Origin of the sequence: Arthrobacter sp. Soil782 (genome assembly GCF_001428435.1) — a bacterium.
GTDB classification, from domain to species: Bacteria; Actinomycetota; Actinomycetes; order Actinomycetales; family Micrococcaceae; genus Arthrobacter_D; species Arthrobacter_D parietis.
In genome coordinates, this window is sequence record NZ_LMSO01000008.1 from 41453 (window position 1) to 61142 (window position 19690).

Genomic DNA, 19690 nt, shown 5'->3' on the forward strand with positions numbered 1-19690 from the left:
TTCAGCGTTCGGCGATCAGCGTTTCGGTGTAAAGGTCAATCAGCCCGGTGACACCGCTTTGTTCCATTGCGCGGCGCTGGCGGACAGCGCCGGTACCGCGCTCCCACACCGTCTTGAGGCCGGTTTCAATCCAGTGGGAATCGCCCGCGTCCTCCAGTGCCGTGCCGACGTACTCGAGCAGGCGGTCCAGCTGTTCACGGACGGGCGTCAGCTTTCCGGTCAGTGGATTGACGACGACGTCGCTCAGCCCCTGGCGCGCGGCCTGCCACTGTGCCGCATCCAGCAACTCGGCGTCGGGATCCGGATACGGCGTGCCGTTCAGGGCATCGCTGACCGCTGTGCTGACGAGGCCGCGCACCAGACCGGCGATGAGCACGGAGTCCTGCGCCTCCAGCTGTGCGTCTGCTGTGCGAACCTCCAGGGTGGGGTAGCTGTCGGAGAGCCGGGCAACCCAAGTGAGAACCCCGCGGTCGATGATGACGCCGGTATCAACGAGGCGTTCGATCCGGCGCTCGTACTCCGCAGCATCCGCGAAAATCGGTGGAATGCCCTGTACCGGCCAACGACGGTAGTGCACCGTCCGCCAGCTGGAGAAGCCGCTGTCCCGGTCAAGCCAGAACGGAGAGTTTGTGCTCAACGCAGTGATGATGGGAAGCCAGGGTCGGATCCGGTTGAGCGCCTGTACACCGGTTTCCTTGTCCGGGATGGACACGTGCACATGAAGCCCGTTAACGAACTGGTCCGCTACGATCCCGCGGGCGCTCGATTTCAGTTCGTGGTAGCGCTGTTTATCAGTGAGCTCGGGGTACCCCTCCTGGATGCGGGGAGCCGTTGCCGATCCGCTGGCCCGAACTCCTGACTTCCGCGCCGCTGCCGCCAGTTGCCGCCGGAAATTCAGCAGCGATTCCTCCGCTTCGGTGAGCGTATGGCACACCGGCGTTGCGGTTTCGATCTGGCAGCTCAGCAATTCGCGTTGGATATCCTCGCCGCTGACTGCGCCGCCGGATTCGAGAAGTGCCTGGACGTCCGCTGCATTGAAGACGGGCAACCCCGATTCGGGATGGAGCAGGAGGTACTCTTCTTCGATTCCCAGCGTGGTCATGGAGCGCCTTTCGATGCGTTCACGGATCCACCCCAGTCTAGTCAGCCAGCTTTGTACTTGTGTTTTCCTGCGTCATACAGCGCCGGTCAACAGAAGTCCCAGCGATGCCGCGGCCAGCCCGCATCCGGTATGTGCAAGCACATGAACGACGGCGGCCACCCGCCTCCTGCCCCGCCACAGGAGAACAGCCGCGACAGTGAAGGTGCTGAACGTGGTGAACCCACCGGCCAGTCCCGCACTGAGCGCGGTGTAGACGGGGCTACTGAGTGCAGAGTTCAGCAGCAGTCCCCAAAGGACGCCGATTCCACCCGATCCAAGAATGTTGACCACCAGCGTTCCCACGGGAAAGGGCGGCACCAGCGAAGACGGTTGCCGCCGTCGTGCACGGAGCGCTTCATACGCTGTGTCGACGGCGAAGCGGAGCAGCGCGCCGACCATTCCTCCAAGGCCCACCAGAGCCGCAGTCATCATGGCGCCCGCCTCTGCCCGACGATGATTCCGGCGGCAGCGGCCGATACACCGAGCGCGAGCGACAACGCGACGTACGGCACCATCAGCGCCGGCTCGATCACCGCGGCAAGCGAAACCGCGGAGAAGGTTGTGAATGACCCAAGGAGGCCGGGCCCCAACCCCGCCCGCAACTCCCGCGGCCCGCGGGTTCCTGCCCAGCGCGCGGTCAGCCAGCCAAGCAGGAAACTTCCACCCGCATTGATCGCGAGCGTGGTCCAGGGGAACGCGCCGGGCGGCTCGGGAAAGAGCAGGCCGAGCAGATATCGTGCCTCGGTTCCTGCGAAGCCTCCCATGGCGACGGCGGCCCATACCTTCCAGCCGAGAGGTGCAGGAAGGGCATCCGGTTGAGCGGTCATGGCACCAAGCTACAGCCGGCGTGTCGGCCCACTGACTCGACCCAGATGGCCCCGGTGAGTTCCTTACCGAAGCTGAAGTCCCGCGCACCGGTCCCGGTGCCGACGCGCGCCCGAAGCGGACCGCCGAAGGGAGTCCTCCCCAGTACCTCCACCGGAGAACCAATACCAATGTCTTCGGCCGCCAGGAACCTCAAGAGCTGTGGGTCCTCATCGCTGATCCGGGTAACCCGTCCGGAGTGGCCATCGTCGAAGCTGTCCAAGGGTAATGCGTCGGGAAGGGTGATCGCCCCCGCGGCCGTCGGAATCGGATCACCGTGCGGGTCAACGGAAGGGAAGCCTAGCCGGGCGTCGAGCCGGTCGATGAAGGTATCGGAGACAGTATGCTCCAGCAGTTCCGCCTCATCATGGACTTCGTCCCAGCGGTAATCGAGATCGCGTACCAGGAACGTCTCGATCAGCCGGTGCCGCCGAACCATGGCCAGGGCCAGGCGCCGACCGTCAGCAGTGAGTTCGACGGGCCGGTACGGTGTGTGGTTCACCAGCCCGAGCTCGGCCAGTTTCCGGATCATCTCGGAGACCGACGAGTTGGCAACCGACAGCCGGGCGGCGAGCCGCGATGATGTCACGGGCTCATCATGCCACTCAGAGAGCGCGTAGATGGTCTTCACATAGTCCTGGACACTTGAGGATTCGCTGCCGGGTGTGCTCACTTTCGACGCCATGTCAGACAGCCTGCCTTGCCGGTGAACCGGCCCGCCGGCGTCGCTGTCTCAGTTGTGCGATGAGGCCAGTCCGAGGCGCCGCGATGTAGGCAACTGAAAACGCGAGTGCCTGCGCAAGTACAACTGCGGCTCCGGTTGAGATGTCGAGATAGTAGCTCGCGTAGATGCCGGAGACCGCGGCGGTCGTAGTGATCAGAACAGCGAGTATCAGCATCCGGTCAAAACTGCGTGTCAGCAAGAAAGCAGTGGCGCCAGGCGTGATCAGCATGGCCACGACGAGGATGATACCGACAGCCTGCAGCCCCACCACCACGCTGAGGGCGAGCAATCCCAACAGGAGCGCACCCAGCGCTTTGGTGTTGAGCCCGATGACGTGTGCATGCGTGCGGTCGAAGGCGAGCAGCGTCAGATCCCGCCGCTTGACCAGCACGATCACCAGGGTCAACGCACCAAGGATCAGAACCTGCCATAGCTCACCGTCCGTGACACCGAGAACGTTGCCGAAGAGGATGTGCATAAGGTCCACTTGCGAGGGCGTTCGCGAAATGATGGCCAGTCCCACGGCGAAAAGAGCGGTGAACACCACACCGATCACGGTGTCGGACTTCAGCCTGGTGGTCGACTTCACAGCTCCGATCAGCGCAACGGCACCGGCACCGAAAATGAAGGCGCCGATCGAGAACGGAACACCGACGATGTAGGCGAGCGCGACCCCGGGCAGCACTGCATGGGAAACGGCATCACCCATCAGTGACCAGCCCATCAGGATGAGCCAGCAGGATAGAACCGAGGCGACTACGGCAGCCGCCAGCGTCACCAGCAGGGCGCGGGTCAGGAACCCGTATTGCAGCGGTTCGAGGAGGAACGCGATGGGATCCATCTAGGCTCCCGCCCGGGTAGGCGCCGCCGCAGAGTCAAGAGTGCCTGCAGGCCCGAACGCGCGCGCGAGGTTGGCATGGGTGAGCACATTCTCGGGGGTTCCTTCGGCAAGGATCCGTTGGTGCAGGAGGATTGCGCGGTCGCACAGTCGGGGCAGGCCGGCGAGGTCGTGGGTGGACACCAGCACCGTCCGGCCTTCATTCTTCAGTTCGCGGAGGAGCTCCACGAGGGTGGCCTCGCTGCCCTTGTCCACGCCTGCGAATGGTTCATCGAGGAGAAGGAGCCGGGCGTCCTGGGCGATTCCGCGGGCAACGAAGGCGCGCTTCTTCTGCCCGCCGGAGAGTTCCCCGATCTGCCGGTTGCGAAGCTCTATCAACCCGACCCGCTCCAGTGCCTCGGCCACCGCGGCGCGATCAGTCCGTGAGGGATGCCGCAACGGACCCATGTGAGCGTACCGCCCCATCATGACGACATCGGCGACGGAGACAGGGAAGTCCCAATCCACGTCCTCGGCCTGCGGAACATAGGCCACGAGCTTGCCTTTGCGGGCTGCCGTGGACGTTCGGCCGAAGAGCGAGAGCGTTCCCTGCTGCGCCGTCACCAACCCCATGAGGCACTTGAAGAGGGTCGATTTTCCTGAGCCGTTCACCCCGATCAGTCCGCAGATTTGGGCGCGGTCAATGGTGAAGCTCACGCTGTGGAGCGCAGTCACGTCTCCATAGTGGACGCCCAAACCTTCGACGGCGATGGCCGGCTGTTCGCCGGTAGTCAGGATCATCGGGTCAGTCCTTCAATGATGAGGTCGATGTCGTGTTGGAGCAGGTCGAGGAACGTGGGGACCGGTCCGTTCCCCTCTGACAGCGAGTCCACATAGAGCGGACCGGCCAATTCAGCGCCGGTGCTTCGTGCAACCTGCTGCTGCGCGGACGGATTGACGGTGGACTCGCAGAAGACTGTGGGCACGTTGTGCTTCTGAACGAAGGAGATGACGTCGCTGATCTGCCGGGGGGTTCCCTCGGTGTCGGAATTGACAGGCCAGATGAAGGCTTCTTTGATTCCGGCGTCCCGCGCGAGGTAGGAGAATGCCCCCTCACACGTGACCAGAGCCGGCGTGGCAGCGCCTGTTGTGAACGCATCCTTTAGAGCGGTCAGCATGCCCTGGAGTTCCCGCTTCAAGCCGGCGCCGTTGGCTTGGTAGTCTCCGGAATGTGCGGGATCAAGCTCTGACAGTGCCGTAACAATGTTGTCTACGTACGTTTGCGCCGCCTTCGGGGACATCCAGGCATGGGGGTTGGGCAGTCCCTGGTAATCGCCGGAACGGATGTCAACGGGTTCCACGCCTTCGGAAAGCACCACGTGCGGCGCATCGATGGACAGGACGAAACGTTCGAACCAGCGCTCCAGGCCCAGGCCGTTGTCAAGGACGAGATCCGCGTCCTGCGCCTTGACGAGGTCTGAGGGAGTGGGGTCGTAGCCGTGGATTTCGGTTCCGATCTTGGTGATCGATTCAACCCGGATATGCTCACCTGCCACCGAGCGTGTGAGGTCCGCGAGAACGGAAAAGGTCGTCAGTACAACAGGCCGCGGGTCCTTCTGTGAACTGGTCCGCTCCACAAGTGGGGTGCCGCAGCCTGCAAGCACCAACGTTGTCAGGATGAGGAATACCTGAATCCGAAGTTTCGGCATACCGAAAATATAGCCCGATCACGCTGCTGCCGCCACTGCTCCTGTGCAGCCGGAGCCACGGCACTCGACAGGAGAGCAATCGACAGGGCATGGTGGGCCTAACGGTATGTTGCCGGCAGGGCACGGCGGGACCACTATAAGGAGGTCGGGTTATGAGCGAAGAACCACAACACGAGGAAGTGCCGCGCGAGCACTCTGAACAGCCGGCAGAGGGGGATCGCGCTCAGAATCCCGCCGACACAGGCACTCACTCACAGGACCCGGCTGAGGGTGCAGATTCCGGGCCGGAAACGAACGGGACGGACGCTGAGGGCTAAAGCCGGCCGGCCCGCCAGCAGTAGGTAAGGTACGGCAGCTCGAGGACTGCGTCCGGCTGGTGCCCCAAGTGATCGTGCAGATACCACGACAGATTGTTTTCCACCTTGGCGCGCACACCGGCTGATGCGTTCTGGTAGTAGGTGCGGGAGCGCGCAAGTTCCACGATGTCCGAGACCGGAAGAACCTGCGTCCATGGAACGACCCTTGACTCCGGCTCCGAAAAGCGCGGACCAAGCATAGGGCGGTAGCTTGGCCGGAAAACGTCTCCGGCATGCATGATGCGGGAGAGTCGGTGTATCCAGGCAACGCTGACGTCCAGCTGATTCCAGACGAGAGCGAATCTTCCCCCCGGCGCCAACACACGTGCGGCCTCCTGGCTTGCCGCAGCAGGATCACACCAGTGCCAGGCCTGGGCGATTGTGAGTACATCAGCGCTCGCTGTTGCGAGTCCCGATGCCTCGGCAGTTCCCTGCACTCTGGCTACGCGCGGGAGTTGTTGTCCGAGGACTGCAAGCATGTCCAGGGATGGGTCAACAGCTGTCACCTCCGGGCAGCGGCGGATGAGCTCCCGGGTGAACTTGCCGGTGCCGGCGCCAACGTCTGCTGCGCGCAACGCTCCGGCGGGTATGAGCCAGTCCACGCTGTCTTGGGGATAACCGGGACGCACGCGCTCGTAGCGGTCACTTTCCTGCAGGTAGCCCCGCGCCAATTCACGACGGCGGTGCTCGGCGAGGCGCGGACCTCCAACACCCATGTTGGCAACTCCTCGCATGACGGGTACGGAACCCGTCAATTAAAGCACCCGGTTGGAGGCAGCGTCGTGCCGAGGAAGTGCGGTCGCAGCGCTCAGTCGGTTGTGCAGGGCGCGGCGCCGGCAGTTCCCGGCGTGGGGGGAGCCCAGTCAGGGAAAGGGCGGGTCTCCACCGCGGGCACCCAGCGCCCGGCGTCGACCGCATAGTCAGTGCCCAGTCCATCCCGAAGAAGCGAGCGCAAACCGGTCAACAGCCTGTCGACGTCGTCCTGCCGTGATCCGAGCCCGAAACTCGCCCGCAGCGAACCCGACGGCAGGCCCAGCCGCTTCAACAGCGGATGAGCGCAAAACTTCCCGTCCCGCAGTCCAACCCCGTGTTCTGCGGACAGATATGCGGCGACCAGCCCGGCGTCGTAACCGTGGACAGAGAAGTTCACTACGCCGATCGCATCGGTGCTGTCAGCGAAGATGCGGTGAACTGCTATGCCGGGAAGGTTGGAGAGCCCTTCCACGAGGGCATCCCGCAGCTCTGATTCATGCGCAAGCCAGGCCGGTTCATCCAACCCAGCGATGGCCTCTGTTGCCTTCGCCAGCGCAGCCGCACCGAGCACATTCGGTGACCCGCCCTCATGGCGCGCGGAACCGGTTGCCCAGGACACCGAGTCCACTTTCACAGTCTTCACTGCGCCGCCTCCGGCGAGGTGGGGCCTTCCGGAATCGAGCCAGTCGCCTCTACCGACCAGGACGCCCGCGCCGAAAGGCGCATACAGTTTGTGGCCCGAGAAGGCCGCGTAGTCGATACCGTCGCGGAGCAGATCCAACCGCCGGTGGGGAGCGAGCTGAGCCGCGTCGACGACGATCCGCGCGCCGTGCGCATGAGCCGCCGCTGCGAACCGGTCGATGGGCAGAACTTCTCCGGTGACATTCGATGCACCGGTTACAGCAAGCAGGCTGATTTCTCCGGATGCCAATTCCTCTTCCACAGCGGCGAGGGTTTCCTCGATGGTTCCCGCGGCGACCAGCCCGCGATGGGGAAGCTGCAGCCAGGGCAGCAGATTGGCATGGTGTTCCAGGTCGAGGTAGAGAACCTCACCGTCCTCCGGCAGGCATCCAGCCAGGAGGTTCAGCGAATCGGTGGTGTTACGGGTGAAGATGACCGCATCATCTTCCCGGCCGCCGACGAAGTTCCGTACAGTCCTTCGTGCGTTCTCGTAGAGCGAGGTGGAGATCTGCGACGCGTACCCGGCGCCCCGGTGCACACTCGCATAGTAGGGAAGAACGCTCTGCACATAGTCATTGACCTGCTGCAGCGCCGGCGTTGAAGCGGCATAGTCCAGGTTGACGTAACGGACGGCAGTACCGTCAACCAGCGGCGCCTGCAGCTCAGCGCCCATCACGGACGCCAGCGGTGCAGCGGAAAGTTTGTTCTCGAGAAGTGCGTTGCTCACAGTAGGTACCCCACGTAGGTTCAGGGGACCTACTTCACCAGGCCCCGCGCTTGCCGAACCACGTTCTGGCCCGGCCAGGTCGTCACCCGGGGCACCCCGCCGCGGAAGGAGGGTTGCCGGCCAGCAAACCGGGGTTTAACGCTGGCACTCGTGACCTAGGAACAGACTAAAGCAGGCAGGGAATATCCGGTCCTTGTGTTACGCGTTGGTGTTAAGCGACCACGTCAGACGCCGGTACCTTCCTGAAGCAGATCGTCCAGCGAGGGGTTCAGTCGCTTCAGGACATCATTGTGAAGTGTGCTGTTGGTTGCCAGCGCGTTGCCTCCGAAGGGTCCGTCTGAGCCTTCGAGTGACGTGAAGCGACCGCCGGCTTCCGTGACGATGGGTACCAGCGCGGCCATGTCATACAGGTTCAGCTCAGGTTCGCAGGCGATGTCCACAGCGCCTTCGGCGACGAGGCAGTAGGACCAGAAGTCACCGTAGGCGCGTGTGCGCCACACGGATTCGGTGAGCGATACGAATTCGTCAAAGTTGCCGCGCTCTTTCCAGCCGGACAGGTTCGAGTAGGAGAGCGAGGCGTCTTCCAGCCGGGATACGCTCGAAACCCGGAGCCGGCTGGCTGCCGCGAGAGACTTACCCATGAACGCACCGGTGCCCGTTGCAGCCCACCAACGCTTTCCGAGCGCGGGGGCGCTCACAACACCGACGACAGGCCGGCCCTCGTCCACCAATGCAATGAGGGTAGCCCATACCGGTACGCCGCGGACGAAGTTCTTGGTTCCGTCAATAGGATCGATGATCCAGCGCCGCGAGCCGGCGCCGCTGCTGCCGTACTCCTCACCGAGTACGGCATCGCGCGGACGCGCACGCGAGAGTTGCCCGCGGATAGCCTCTTCCGCCGATTTGTCCGCATCCGTGACCGGGGTGAAGTCCGGCTTGGTTTCGACCGCCAGATCCAGCGCCTTGAACCGGGACATGGTCTGGTCGTCTACGGAGTCGGCCATTACATGGGCAAGGCGGAGGTCATCGTTGTAGCTCTGGAGGTTCATACTTTCAACCTATATGGTCAGGGTGCACAGATGCGGGAGGTCCCGAAGCGGACGCGCTCAACGCTGGATTACGATCGGTTCACGCACGCACAGGAACGGTGTCATTGAACGGTGTGCTGTTAAACGTAAGAAAGGGGACACCGGCCGAAGCCGATGTCCCCTTTCTTGGAGCGCTAAATCTTGAAGCGCTGAAACTTAGAGAACTGAGACTTAGAGAACGGAGATGTTCTCAGCCTGGGGGCCCTTGGGGCCCTGGGTGGTCTCGAAGCTGACCTTCTGGTTCTCCTCAAGCGAGCGGAAGCCGCCGGAGTTGATTGCGGAGAAGTGAGCGAAAACGTCAGCGCCGCCGTCGTCAGGAGCGATGAATCCAAAGCCCTTTTCAGCGTTGAACCACTTGACTGTACCTGTTGCCATTTTTTTATTCCTTGAGTGTGAGGATCCCCCCGTACTTCGGGGTTCCTGTCGCGGTGTTCATTTCGCCTGCAAAAAAAGCTTTCGAACTCCGGAGAGAAATCAAGGCTTAACATTCGTGCGCAACACAACAACTCCGTTCAGTCTAGCAGGCAATCGGCGCCGTAGTCACATCACTCACTGCATCCCCAGCTCCTTGGCACCCTGGGAAGGTTCGACGCCCGCCCCGAGAAGCCGGCGCAGCGAAGACAGGCGCACCGGACCGGATTCGCCGGCAGCGCCCGACGCAACCCAGCCGTCCAGCCCGCAGTTGACGGCGGCGGCATCGTGGCGGCAGCCCCGCTCGCAGTCCTCGGTGCCGGGTGCAAGATCCGGGAAGGCGGCGAGGATGCGGTCGGCCTCGACATGGGCAAGGCCGAAGGAACGAATGCCCGGAGTGTCGATAATCCACGTACCGGGTGCTGAGTCTGCGCCTTTGAGGGCATAAGCCGATGAGGAGGTATGGCGCCCTCGCCCGGTGACCGCGTTCACTCCGCCCGTCGCCCGATTGGCTCCGGTGAGCGCGTTCACCAGCGTCGACTTGCCCACGCCGGAGTGACCGAGCAGTACGCTCACTCTGCCGTCCAAAAGCTCTTTCAACTGCTCGACGGCGCCGGGCGCGAGGAGCGCTGAGGCGCCGGTAGCGGATGTGGTTTCCACCGCGTCCGGTGTGGACGCAGTCTGGCTGGTGATGATGAGCAGGTCAAGATGTTCGTAGTTCGCCAGCAGATCCGACGGATCCTTCAGGTCTGCTTTGGTGACACAGAGGAGGGGCTGAATACCGGCGTCGTAGGCGGCAACCAGCGCGCGGTCGATGAACCCCGTGCGCGGCTCCGGATTCGCCGCCGCAACCACGATCACCAGTTGGTCGGCGTTGGCAACCACAGCGCGTTCCACCGGATCGGTGTCATCCGCGCTGCGGCGAAGCAGCGTGCGTCTTTCCTGAATCCGGACCAGCCGGGCGAGAGTGTCCGGTTCACCGCTCACATCTCCCACCAGCGCCACCAGATCTCCGGCGACGACGGGGGACCGCCTGAGTTCCCGTGCCCGGGCGGCAATGACAACCCGCTCGGCGTTGGTGTCCTCATCCACAACCGCGGTATAGCGTCCGCGGTCCACCGTGATGATTCGTCCGGTCACCGCATCTTCATGAGCCGGACGGTCCTTCGTGCGTGGCCGGGAACCCTTCTTGTTCGGCCGGATCCGAACATCGGATTCATCCCAGGAAGCGGTCCCGCGGCGCGACCCGGCGGATGTCACCGAGAGCCGCTCGGACCAGCGGTGGCAGCGAGTGCCTTCCACAGCTCGGGGAACTGGGGCATGGTCTTGCCGGTGGTCGCAATGTTCTCAATCTCCACGCCGTCCACCGCGAGCCCCAGGATGGCGCCGGCCGTGGCCATCCGATGATCCTCATAGGTGTGGAAAGGACCGCCGTGCAGCGGAGCCGGGCGTATGACCAGGCCGTCAACCGTTTCCTCTACATCACCGCCAAGGCGGGTGATCTCCGCGACGAGGGCGGCGAGCCGGTCAGTCTCGTGCCCGCGCAGGTGTCCAATGCCCGACAAAGCCGACGGTGTCCGGGCGAGCGCGCACAGGGCAGCGGCGGTCGGCGCCAGCTCGCTGGTGTCGGCCAACTCGGCGCCGGTGATCGTCCCGGTGCCGCGGACCACCAGAGTGGAGTCATCGGTCAGCTCAACCTCCGCGCCCAGCAGGGGTAGTATGGTCAGCCACTTCGCTCCGACCTGAGTGGTTTCCGAAGGCCAGTGCGGCACACGCACGGTGCCGCCGGTAGCGAGGGCGGCGGCGAGGAACGGGCCGGCATTGGAGAGGTCAGGCTCGATGCGCACATCGAACGCGCTGATGGTTCCGGGCTCCACCCGCCACGAGTTCGGAATGGAATCGTCGACGACCACGCCGGCCTCCCGCAGCACTGCAACCGTCATGGCGATGTGGTCAAGGCTCGGCACCGGCTTGCCCACATGCTGCAGGTTGAGGCCCTCCGTGAAGCGGGCGCCAACGAGCAGCAGCGCAGAGACAAACTGGGACGAGGCGCTCGCGTCTATCACCAGCGTGCCGCCCTCTACCGCTCCGGTTCCTGCGACCGTGAGGGGCAGGGAGCCGTCGTCGTTCTCCAGCTGCACTCCAAGTTCCCGGAGAGCACTGATGACAGCGCCCATCGGGCGTTTGCGGGCGTGAGGGTCGCCGTCGAAGGAGGTGCGTCCCGCACGAAGCGCCGCCAGTGGGGGAACAAAGCGCATGACCGTGCCGGCCAGCCCACAGTCCACGCTCGCATCCCCGGACGCGTCGGGCGGAATCGGCGTAACGAGAAGGTCAGGCCCATACGTGCCGTCGCCGTCGACCTCCTCCACCGTGGAACCCAGCGACCGGAGGGCTTCCACCATCAACAGGGAATCCCGCGAGTGTAGCGGTGCGCGCAGCCTGCTCGGGCCGTCCGCAAGCGCAGCGAGAATGAGGTACCGGTTGGTCAATGACTTCGACGCCGGTACCTCCACTGTTGCGTCGATGGGACCGGATGCGTGCGGTGCCGGCCAAAAAGATGTGGCGGACGGTGCGGCGGACAGCGCGCTCATGCTCCTTAGCTGCCCGTGACTTCCGAAGCGGTCTTGCGTACAGCTTTCTCCGCCTTCTTGATGTTCTTGCGGGTGTCATGGCTGAGCGCCAGGGCATTACGGCGCGCGTCCTCGGCGAAATGCTCTGCACGCCAGGCCCAGCTCGGCCGGCCGTTGGTGTCCACCGCGGCGAGCAGCACAGCACCGATCAGCGACAGGTTCTTGAGGAGCTGGTTGCGGCGGTCCTTGCGGGCCTTCGACGTGGACGAGTCCGCGCTGTTGAACTCAACAACGGCGTTCAGCGTGGATGTGGCGACCAGCACCAGGGCGCAGACGCGGGAAAAGCGCCCGATTCCCAGCAGAACCGCCGCACCGAGGTGGGCAGCGCCGAGCACCTTCGCAACACGCTGTTCGTTGCTCGTTGCCGAGGCCGTTGCGGGCACCGCCTTGTTGATGCGGTCAAGGGTGGGACGAAGGGCGGTAGCGGTGGCCTCGGTATTCCGGAGGCGGTCAATGCCCGTGAGGACGAAGCTGCTGGCAAGCAATGGGCGGGCGAATACGCGAACAAGGGTCACAATGCCTCCTGGCTTCCAGCACCGTGGGCGGCACCGGATCTACTTGGCGAACAAAGTCAGTTACAACCGTGGATGAATGTGTCTAGTTTTGCACTTTTGGCGGACCGAGGCGATCCGGCCGCGGCGTGTGCACCGGAATATTCACCTGCTGCCCATGGTTGGAGATACATGAACACGCAGTAAACGGATACGAGGAGCAGATGGGCACAGCAACATCGGTGCGGGGCCACATCCCGCGCATCCACATTGATGCGCCGGCCGGTCCGGCGCAGCGCCGGCAAACCCGCGGACGCGTAGACTTTGCAGCAATGAATACCACAGCCGCGGCGGGGCCCACCCCAGCCGAAGACGAGGAACTGGACCTGTCCACCGAATCCGTTGCTGACCGCACGGCGAGGTTCGAGCGGGACGCCATGCAGTACGTGGACCAATTGTATTCGGCTGCCATGAGAATGGCCCGTAATCCGGCAGACGCGGAAGACCTGGTTCAGGAGGCCTACACCAAGGCATTCTCCGCGTTCCACCAGTACAAGCCGGGAACCAACCTGAAGGCGTGGCTGTACCGCATCCTCACCAACACCTATATCAACCTGTACCGCAAGCGGCAGCGGGAACCCCTGCAGTCCCACTCGGACACCATCGAGGACTGGCAGTTGGCGAAGGCAGCGGAGCACACGTCCCTCGGCCTGCGTTCGGCCGAGGTGGAGGCGCTGGATCATCTTCCGGACTCCGATGTGAAGCAGGCCCTGCAGGCAATTCCGGAGGAGTTCCGGCTGGCAGTCTACTTCTCGGACGTCGAAGGCTTCGCATACAAGGAAATTTCAGAAATCATGAACACCCCGATCGGTACCGTCATGTCACGGCTGCACCGAGGACGCAAGCTCCTCCGCGAGTCGCTGTCCGAGTATGCGCATGAGCGCGGCATGGGTAGTTCGGTACGCGCGTCCACCGCTGATGGTGGAACTACACAGGAGGGCGGAAAATGAGCGACTGCCATAGTCTCGGCAACTGCGATGACACGCGGATCGAGCGGCTCTACGAATACCTCGACGGCGCCCTTTCGCACGCAGACCTCGTCGAGATCAAAGATCATCTTGAGGATTGCCCGGAATGCGCGCAGGAACACGATCTGGAATGCCTGATCCGGTCAGTGGTGAAGCGCTCCTGTACGGAGGTTGCACCGGCGAAGCTGAAGGCCAGCATCCTCGACCGCATCAGCCAGATCAAAACAGTGGATCATTAGGCCGGGCGGCCGGTGTGACCATAGCAAACAGAAAAGCCCCCGCACGCGTGCGGGGGCTTTTCTGTTTGCTACGACCGTGATGTCAGGTGTTGGGGCGCTTACCGTGGTTAGCGCCGCCGCGCTTGCGATCACGGCGCTTGCGTGCACGCTTGCTCATGGCTGCCTCCTTATGTTGCCTGTTGTGGCTTTGCCGATCGACCACATGGGTCCGGACTGCCCTCCAGTCTCCCACACGCAGGCGGCACGAACCTAAACGTGAAAGGCCGGCTCTCCGCGATCTGCGTGCTCCGCAGCACCTGCCTAGGATGGAGCGGAACGTTTTTTAGCCGGCCAGTAGCGAAGGAGCGCAGAATGCGCGCAGTGTATGCCGAGTCAGTGTCCGCTCAATCCCCGCTCGACGGCCTGCGGATGGGTGAGCTCCCCGAACCCGAGCCACCGACAGGTTTCCGGAGGGTCCGCGTCCGTGCCTCAGCCCTGAACCACCACGATCTCTGGTCACTGCGCGGCATTGGCCTTGGCGAGGACAAATTGCCCATGATTCTGGGCTGCGACGGCGCGGGAGTGGACGACGGCGGCAACGAGGTGATCGTGCACAGTGTCATTTCCGCTTCCGGTTGGCAGGGCGACGAGACCCTTGACCCCCGCCGTTCACTACTGTCGGAAAGTTATCCGGGCACCATGGCGGACTTCGTGTGGGTGCCGGAGCGGAACCTCGTACCCAAACCTGCGGACCTCAGTTTCGAGGAGGCCGCATGCCTGCCGACTTCCTGGCTGACGGCGTACCGGATGCTGTTCACCACGTCGCCGGCAGCACCGGGCTCGACCATCCTCGTGCAGGGCGCCGGGGGAGGGGTTTCCACCGCGCTCATCGCGCTGGCGCGCGGGGCGGGCTACCGGGTATGGGTTACCAGCCGCAGCGCCGGGAAACAGGACCGGGCGAGGAAGCTCGGCGCACACGAAGTGTTCGACGCCGGTGCCCGCCTCCCGGAGCGGGTGGACGTGGTGTTCGATTCCGTTGGGGAAGCCACCTGGGCGCACTCCCTGAAAGCGCTGAAGCCGGGCGGCGCTGTGGTCACCTGCGGTGCTACGAGCGGCCCCGCTCCGTCAGCGGACCTCAACCGTGTGTTTTTTCTGCAGCTGCGTGTCCTGGGTTCCACGATGGGGACCCGGAACGAGCTGGAACGCCTCGCACGGTTCCTTGCGGTAACCGGCGTGCGCCCGGTCATCGACTCGGTGCATCGGCTGGAGGACGCACGGGCAGGCTTCGAGCGCATGGCAGCCGGAGAGGTTTTCGGCAAGGTGGTCTTCGACCACGGGGTGTAGGCGCGCGCTGCCTGCGGAGTCATAATCCTGAGAGTGTCTGATGAATCAGGCGGGCGCGGGAATCTCCAGCCACTGGAACCAGCCGCGGTGCAGGACAAGCCAGGCCATCAGGCCGTAGCCTGACTGCCCTGGTCCGCCACCGTTGGCAGCGAGGTCCGAGCGCCACTGTTCGTGCGCGTGCAGGGGAGTGAAAGTGTCCACATAGACATGCTTTCGTCGGGTGGTCACGTCAGCGAACGCCGCTGAGAGGTCAGCGAGCCTGCGGTTGCGCTCGGCGTCCAGCCCGGGCGGCGGTCCAACAACGAGCACCTTGATGCTCATGTGTGCTGCGCCGTCGAGAATGTTGGCAAGGTTGAGCCGGCTGCGTGCCGTTGAAAGGTCGAGGTCGAGGTCCCGGTCCGAAAGCGCAATCAGCAGCCGGTTCTCGGTATTCTCCGAGAACCTGCGGGAAGCTTCTTCCAACCAACGTGCCGCCAGCGCTTCCGTGCCCTCGCCGGGCGCAGCAAGACTGAACGTTTCCAGCGTTGCGTTATCCGGCGTTGTTCGCGCCAGCACCCGGCCCAGCCAACCGAGCGCGCGTGGATCACCGAGTCCTGCCAGCAGCTCGTCTCCCACAGCGGCAAGCCTTATTCTGCGTTGTTCCACGTTTTCCCTCTGGTTGCTTGTCGGGTTGTTACTCGTCGGGCCGTCAAGCCGCGGCTGCGACCTGGTGCGGGGAACGCCAATGGGCAGGGTCCCGACAGGCCCTGCCCATTGTACGTTCGGGCTGAAGGCTCAGGGATTGCGGTCAAAAGCCTTCTTGATGAGGATTTCCTGCTCCACCGCGTGGTGCTTCGCGGATCCGGTAGCTGTCGAGGCTGAAGCGGGACGGGAGGCCAGACGCAGCCCGCGGTCCAGGTGCTGGGGAAGATTCAGGCCGATGAAGGGCCACGGTCCCTGGTTGGCCGGTTCGTCCTGCGCCCACATCAGGTCCGCATTGGGGTAGGCAGCAATCGCGGATTTGATCGCATCGACCGGGAGCGGCGCCAGCTGCTCAACCCGCAGAATGGCGGTGGAAGTGTCGTCCGCCTTCTGCCGCGCTGCTGCCAGGTCATAGTAGAGCCGACCGGATACCAGCAGGACCCGCGTGACGTCCGACGGGTTGAGCCCCGCGGTGTCCTCGATGACCGGCTTGAAGCTGCCCTGCGTGAAGTCCTCGACGGCGCTCGCTGCAGCCTTGAGCCGCAGCAGCTGTTTCGGCGTGAAAATCACGAGAGGCTTGCGGGGGCGGGTGTAGGCCTGTCGCCGCAGCAGGTGGAAGTGCGATGCCGCCGTCGTAGGGTTGGCAACCACCATGTTGTCCTCAGCGCACATTTGCAGGAAACGCTCGATGCGCGCCGACGAATGGTCCGGTCCCTGTCCCTCATAACCGTGCGGCAGCATCAGCACCAGCGACGAACGCTGGCCCCATTTTTGCTCGGCAGAGGAGATGAACTCGTCGATGATGGTCTGCGCGCCGTTGACGAAGTCGCCGAACTGCGCTTCCCACAGCACCAGCGCGTCAGGGCGTTCCACCGAGTAGCCGTACTCGAAGCCCATGGCCGCATACTCTGACAGTAGGGAGTCATAGATCCAGAACTTGGCCTGTCCCTCACTGAGTTCACCAAGCGGTAGCCACTCGTTGCCATTGGCGCGGTCGTGGAACACTGCGTGCCGCTGCACGAACGTCCCACGACGGGAGTCCTGCCCGGCAAGGCGCACGGGGACGCCCTCCATGAGCAGCGACCCGAACGCTGCGATCTCGCCGAAGCCCCAGTCGATTCCGCCTTCGCGGGACATCTGCTCGCGTTTTTCAAGCAGGGCCTTGAGCTTGGGGTGGACCGTAAAGCCCTCCGGGAAGGCAAGGTGCGCCTTGCCGATGTGCGCGAGCGTCTCCGCCGTGATTGCCGTGCTTGCCGGGGCTCCGACACTGTTGTCTCCGCGTTGCGCGATAGGGCGCTCGATGTCGGAGACGGCCGCTGCATCCTTGGTGACTACCGGGATGGGGGAGGTTTGAGCCGCATGGGTCTCAGCGAAGACCCGCTCCAGCCGTTCCTGGTAGTCGCGCAGAGCCTGCTCGGCTTCTTCCTGGCTGATGTCGCCCCGACCGATGAGGGCCTCGGTGTACAGCTTGCGCACCGAACGCTTCGCCTCAATCAGGTTGTACATCATTGGCTGGGTCATCGAGGGGTCGTCGCCCTCATTGTGACCGCGCCGGCGGTAGCACACCATGTCGATAACGACGTCCTTGTTGAACCGTTGGCGGAACTGGTAGGCGAGCTGGGCTACGCGGACCACGGCCTCCGGATCATCACCGTTTACGTGGAAGATCGGTGCCTGCACCATCTTTGCCACGTCCGTGGAGTAGACCGACGAGCGGGATGCTGTGGGCGAGGTGGTGAAGCCGACCTGGTTATTGACGATGATGTGAATAGTTCCACCGGTGCGGTACCCGCGCAGTTGGGAGAGGTTCAGCGTTTCCGCCACCACTCCCTGGCCTGCAAAGGCGGCGTCGCCGTGAACCAGGATGGGCAGGACAGGGAAGGTATCTCCCTGGTCCAGGCGGTCCTGTTTGGCGCGGACAATGCCCTCAAGCACCGAGTCAACAGCCTCGAGGTGTGACGGGTTGGCCGCAAGGTAAACTTTGGTCTCGTTGCCGCTGTCCGAGGTGTAGGTGCCCTCCGTTCCGAGGTGGTACTTCACGTCACCGGAACCCTGGACCGAGCGCGGATCCTGTGTACCCTCAAACTCCCGGAAAACCTGGGCGTAGGTCTTGCCGGCGATGTTGGTGAGGACGTTCAGGCGTCCGCGGTGCGCCATGCCGATCGCGACCTCATCAAGGCCGTCGTCTGCGGCGTCGGAAAGGATTGCGTCCAATAGCGGAATAAGCGACTCACCGCCCTCGAGCGAGAACCGCTTCTGGCCGACGAACTTTGTCTGCAGGAAGGTTTCAAACGCCTCAGCGGCATTCAGGCGGTGGAGGACGCGCAGCTGTTCCTCACGGCTGGGCTTGGAGTATGAATGCTCAAGCTCGTCCTGGAACCACTGGCGTTCCTCAGGGTCCTGAATGTGCATGTATTCAATACCGGTGGTCCTGCAGTAAGCGTCCCGGAGCACACCGAGGATGGTGCGGAACTTGAGGGCAGGCTTGCCGCCGAAGCCGCCGGTCGGCCATTCGCGGTCGAGGTCCCACAGCGTAAGTCCATGGGTACGTACATCGAGATCCGCGTGCTTGCGCTGCACGTACTCCAGCGGATTGGTGTCCGCCATGAGGTGTCCGCGTACGCGGTAGGCATGGATGAGCTGCTGGATTCGGGCAACTTTGTTGATCTCATCCATGGGATCAACCTGAATATCTGCGCTCCAGCGGACGGGCTCGTACGGAATACGCAGCGCTTCAAAGATCTCATCGTAGAAGTTCTGCTCGCCCAGGAGAAGTTGGTGCACGATCCGCAGGAACTCACCGCTGCCCGCACCCTGGATGACCCGGTGGTCATAGGTGGAGGTCAGGGTGATTGTCTTGCTGATGGCGTGCTGGGCAAGTGTCTTTTCGCTGGCGCCCTGGAAGGCCGCCGGGTACTCCAGTGCGCCGGCTCCGATGATGCAGGCCTGCCCCTTGGAGAGCCTCGGGACCGAGTGCACGGTCCCGATTCCTCCCGGGTTGGTAAGGGAAACGGTAGTGCCGGCGTAGTCGTCCGCACCGAGCTTGCCCCCGCGCGCCCGCTTGACGAGATCTTCGTAAGAGTGCCAGAACTCGGAGAAGTTGAGCGTCTCCGCCTTTTTGATGTTGGGCACCACCAGCAGCCTGCTGCCGTCCGGACGAGGCATGTCGATAGCCAGACCGAAGTTCACATGAGCCGGTTGCACGGCGGCCGGCTTGCCGTCCACGATGTCGTAATACACGTTCTGCGACGGGAACTGGGCAAGCGCGCGGATGATCGCGTATCCGATGATGTGGGTGAAGGAGACCTTGCCGCCCCGCGCGCGCTCCAGATGGTTATTAATCACGACGCGGTTGTCGATGAGCAGCTTCGCCGGAATGGCACGCACGCTGGTGGCGGTGGGCACCGTAAGGCTGGCGTCCATGTTGGTGGCGATCGCCTTGGCGGGCCCGCGAAGCACCGTGACTGAGTCTTCGTCCATCTCGGGGTTCAGCTCGGACTTCGGGAGCTGGGCGGGAATGGGAGCCTTTTCCTGCTTGGTTTCGGTCTTCGGTTCAGCCTTAGCGGCCGGCTTGGCGTCACCCGACGGCTTAGCCGCGGCTGCCGGCTCACCTGAGTTCTTGTTCTTTGATTCTTCCTTGGGCACCGGGGGCATTCCGGACTCCTGGCTTGCAGCGGGGGATTCCCCCGACGCCTTCGGAGCATCCTGTTCCGCCTGGACGACGGGTATCTCCCGCGTAGGCGGATTTGGGTCCGAACCGGGCGAACGCTTGGCTGAATGCCGCCCGTTGTCTGAGCCGGTGTTGTCCGACTCGAACGATTCGAAAAGGCTCCACCACTTCTTGTCTACCGAGTTTCGGTCCTGCTGGAATTGCTCATAGAGCTCATCCACAAGCCATTCGTTCCCGCCGAATTCTTCCGGTAGACGGTGGTTGGGTTGTTGTGGCACTTGTTATACGCCCTCTTCCATGAGTTGCCCTTTGGCCCAAAAAGATCCGCAGAGGGTTCCAATCGGCGCTCGCCTGACC

21 protein-coding genes and 1 riboswitch are annotated in these 19690 nt (G+C 63.6%); of the genes, 4 read left to right on the forward strand and 17 right to left on the reverse strand.

All coding sequences use genetic code 11. The features are described 5' to 3' along the window. Nucleotide 1 precedes the first annotated feature (1 nt). The 7 genes from ASH00_RS09525 to ASH00_RS09555 all read right to left on the reverse strand — a co-directional run bounded on the left by ASH00_RS09525 (nucleotide 2) and on the right by ASH00_RS09555 (nucleotide 5255). Nucleotides 2-1102, reverse strand: coding sequence for a carboxylate-amine ligase (locus ASH00_RS09525; protein ID WP_056547984.1), 1101 nt, complete (start codon nucleotides 1100-1102; stop codon nucleotides 2-4). A gap of 72 nt (nucleotides 1103-1174) precedes the next feature. After that, on the reverse strand, nucleotides 1175-1573 hold the full coding sequence (locus ASH00_RS09530) for a fluoride efflux transporter FluC (RefSeq protein ID WP_056547989.1): 399 nt from the start codon (nucleotides 1571-1573) through the stop codon (nucleotides 1175-1177). Continuing rightward, the gene (locus tag ASH00_RS09535) at nucleotides 1570-1968 is read right to left on the reverse strand and encodes a fluoride efflux transporter FluC (protein ID WP_056547992.1); all 399 of its coding nucleotides are present in this window, start codon (nucleotides 1966-1968) and stop codon (nucleotides 1570-1572) included. The genes ASH00_RS09530 and ASH00_RS09535 overlap by 4 nt, the downstream gene beginning before the upstream one ends. Beyond that, a complete protein-coding gene (locus ASH00_RS09540; protein WP_056547995.1) occupies nucleotides 1965-2690 on the reverse strand; it encodes a metal-dependent transcriptional regulator in 726 nt (241 codons plus the stop codon). Before ASH00_RS09540 ends, ASH00_RS09535 begins: the two co-directional genes overlap by 4 nt. Nucleotide 2691: 1 nt before the next feature. Beyond that, entirely contained in the window at nucleotides 2692-3570 is an 879-nt protein-coding gene (locus tag ASH00_RS09545) for a metal ABC transporter permease (protein ID WP_056547999.1), read from the reverse strand. Further along, nucleotides 3571-4347, reverse strand: coding sequence for a metal ABC transporter ATP-binding protein (locus ASH00_RS09550; protein WP_056548002.1), 777 nt, complete (start codon nucleotides 4345-4347; stop codon nucleotides 3571-3573). Then, nucleotides 4344-5255 carry a metal ABC transporter substrate-binding protein gene (locus ASH00_RS09555; protein ID WP_082566032.1) on the reverse strand — a complete coding sequence of 304 codons (912 nt, stop codon included), beginning with the start codon at nucleotides 5253-5255 and terminating at the stop codon, nucleotides 4344-4346. Before ASH00_RS09555 ends, ASH00_RS09550 begins: the two co-directional genes overlap by 4 nt. A 152-nt stretch (nucleotides 5256-5407) precedes the next feature. Between ASH00_RS09555 and ASH00_RS16880 the strand changes: the two genes are divergently transcribed. Continuing rightward, nucleotides 5408-5572 (forward strand): hypothetical protein, encoded by a 165-nt coding sequence (locus ASH00_RS16880; RefSeq protein WP_200954787.1) that lies wholly within the window; start codon nucleotides 5408-5410, stop codon nucleotides 5570-5572. On the opposite strand, the gene ASH00_RS09560 is transcribed toward ASH00_RS16880, so the two are convergent. From ASH00_RS09560 to ASH00_RS09590, 7 genes are all read right to left on the reverse strand, one after another. Beyond that, nucleotides 5569-6327, reverse strand: coding sequence for a class I SAM-dependent methyltransferase (locus ASH00_RS09560; RefSeq protein ID WP_056548005.1), 759 nt, complete (start codon nucleotides 6325-6327; stop codon nucleotides 5569-5571). The two genes, ASH00_RS16880 and ASH00_RS09560, sit on opposite strands and share 4 nt — an antisense overlap. A gap of 92 nt (nucleotides 6328-6419) precedes the next feature. Beyond that, nucleotides 6420-7718, reverse strand: a complete 1299-nt coding sequence (locus ASH00_RS09565) for an aminotransferase class V-fold PLP-dependent enzyme (protein ID WP_082566051.1) — start codon at nucleotides 7716-7718, stop codon at nucleotides 6420-6422. A gap of 95 nt (nucleotides 7719-7813) precedes the next feature. Further along, nucleotides 7814-7928: riboswitch (SAM riboswitch) on the reverse strand. A 68-nt stretch (nucleotides 7929-7996) separates the two neighbouring features. Further along, complete coding sequence (hisN, locus tag ASH00_RS09570) at nucleotides 7997-8821, reverse strand: histidinol-phosphatase (protein WP_056548009.1); 825 nt, start codon at nucleotides 8819-8821, stop codon at nucleotides 7997-7999. Between the two features lie 210 nt (nucleotides 8822-9031). After that, nucleotides 9032-9235, reverse strand: coding sequence for a cold-shock protein (locus tag ASH00_RS09575; RefSeq protein WP_026545912.1), 204 nt, complete (start codon nucleotides 9233-9235; stop codon nucleotides 9032-9034). Between the two features lie 174 nt (nucleotides 9236-9409). Continuing rightward, nucleotides 9410-10531, reverse strand: coding sequence for a ribosome small subunit-dependent GTPase A (gene rsgA / locus ASH00_RS09580; protein ID WP_056548012.1), 1122 nt, complete (start codon nucleotides 10529-10531; stop codon nucleotides 9410-9412). Further along, nucleotides 10528-11862, reverse strand: coding sequence for a 3-phosphoshikimate 1-carboxyvinyltransferase (aroA, locus tag ASH00_RS09585; RefSeq protein WP_056548015.1), 1335 nt, complete (start codon nucleotides 11860-11862; stop codon nucleotides 10528-10530). Before aroA ends, rsgA begins: the two co-directional genes overlap by 4 nt. Nucleotides 11863-11867: 5 nt before the next feature. Further along, complete coding sequence (locus ASH00_RS09590) at nucleotides 11868-12416, reverse strand: DoxX family protein (RefSeq protein ID WP_056548018.1); 549 nt, start codon at nucleotides 12414-12416, stop codon at nucleotides 11868-11870. Nucleotides 12417-12724: 308 nt separating this feature from the next. On the opposite strand from ASH00_RS09590, the gene ASH00_RS09595 reads away from it, so the two are divergent. Beyond that, on the forward strand, nucleotides 12725-13402 hold the full coding sequence (locus ASH00_RS09595) for a sigma-70 family RNA polymerase sigma factor (RefSeq protein ID WP_235563265.1): 678 nt from the start codon (nucleotides 12725-12727) through the stop codon (nucleotides 13400-13402). Further along, nucleotides 13399-13659 (forward strand): mycothiol system anti-sigma-R factor, encoded by a 261-nt coding sequence (gene rsrA / locus ASH00_RS09600; RefSeq protein WP_056548021.1) that lies wholly within the window; start codon nucleotides 13399-13401, stop codon nucleotides 13657-13659. The genes ASH00_RS09595 and rsrA overlap by 4 nt, the downstream gene beginning before the upstream one ends. An 82-nt stretch (nucleotides 13660-13741) precedes the next feature. Here the strand turns inward: rsrA and ASH00_RS17230 are convergent, their stop codons facing one another. After that, nucleotides 13742-13816, reverse strand: coding sequence for a 50S ribosomal protein bL37 (locus tag ASH00_RS17230; RefSeq protein ID WP_369299106.1), 75 nt, complete (start codon nucleotides 13814-13816; stop codon nucleotides 13742-13744). A 194-nt stretch (nucleotides 13817-14010) separates the two neighbouring features. On the opposite strand from ASH00_RS17230, the gene ASH00_RS09605 reads away from it, so the two are divergent. Continuing rightward, entirely contained in the window at nucleotides 14011-14982 is a 972-nt protein-coding gene (locus ASH00_RS09605; protein WP_056548024.1) for a zinc-binding dehydrogenase, read from the forward strand. A gap of 45 nt (nucleotides 14983-15027) precedes the next feature. On the opposite strand, the gene ASH00_RS09610 is transcribed toward ASH00_RS09605, so the two are convergent. Then, complete coding sequence (locus tag ASH00_RS09610; protein ID WP_056548027.1) at nucleotides 15028-15627, reverse strand: GDSL-type esterase/lipase family protein; 600 nt, start codon at nucleotides 15625-15627, stop codon at nucleotides 15028-15030. 129 nt (nucleotides 15628-15756) lie between these two features. Further along, nucleotides 15757-19611, reverse strand: coding sequence for a multifunctional oxoglutarate decarboxylase/oxoglutarate dehydrogenase thiamine pyrophosphate-binding subunit/dihydrolipoyllysine-residue succinyltransferase subunit (locus ASH00_RS09615; RefSeq protein WP_056548030.1), 3855 nt, complete (start codon nucleotides 19609-19611; stop codon nucleotides 15757-15759). Nucleotides 19612-19690 lie beyond the last annotated feature (79 nt).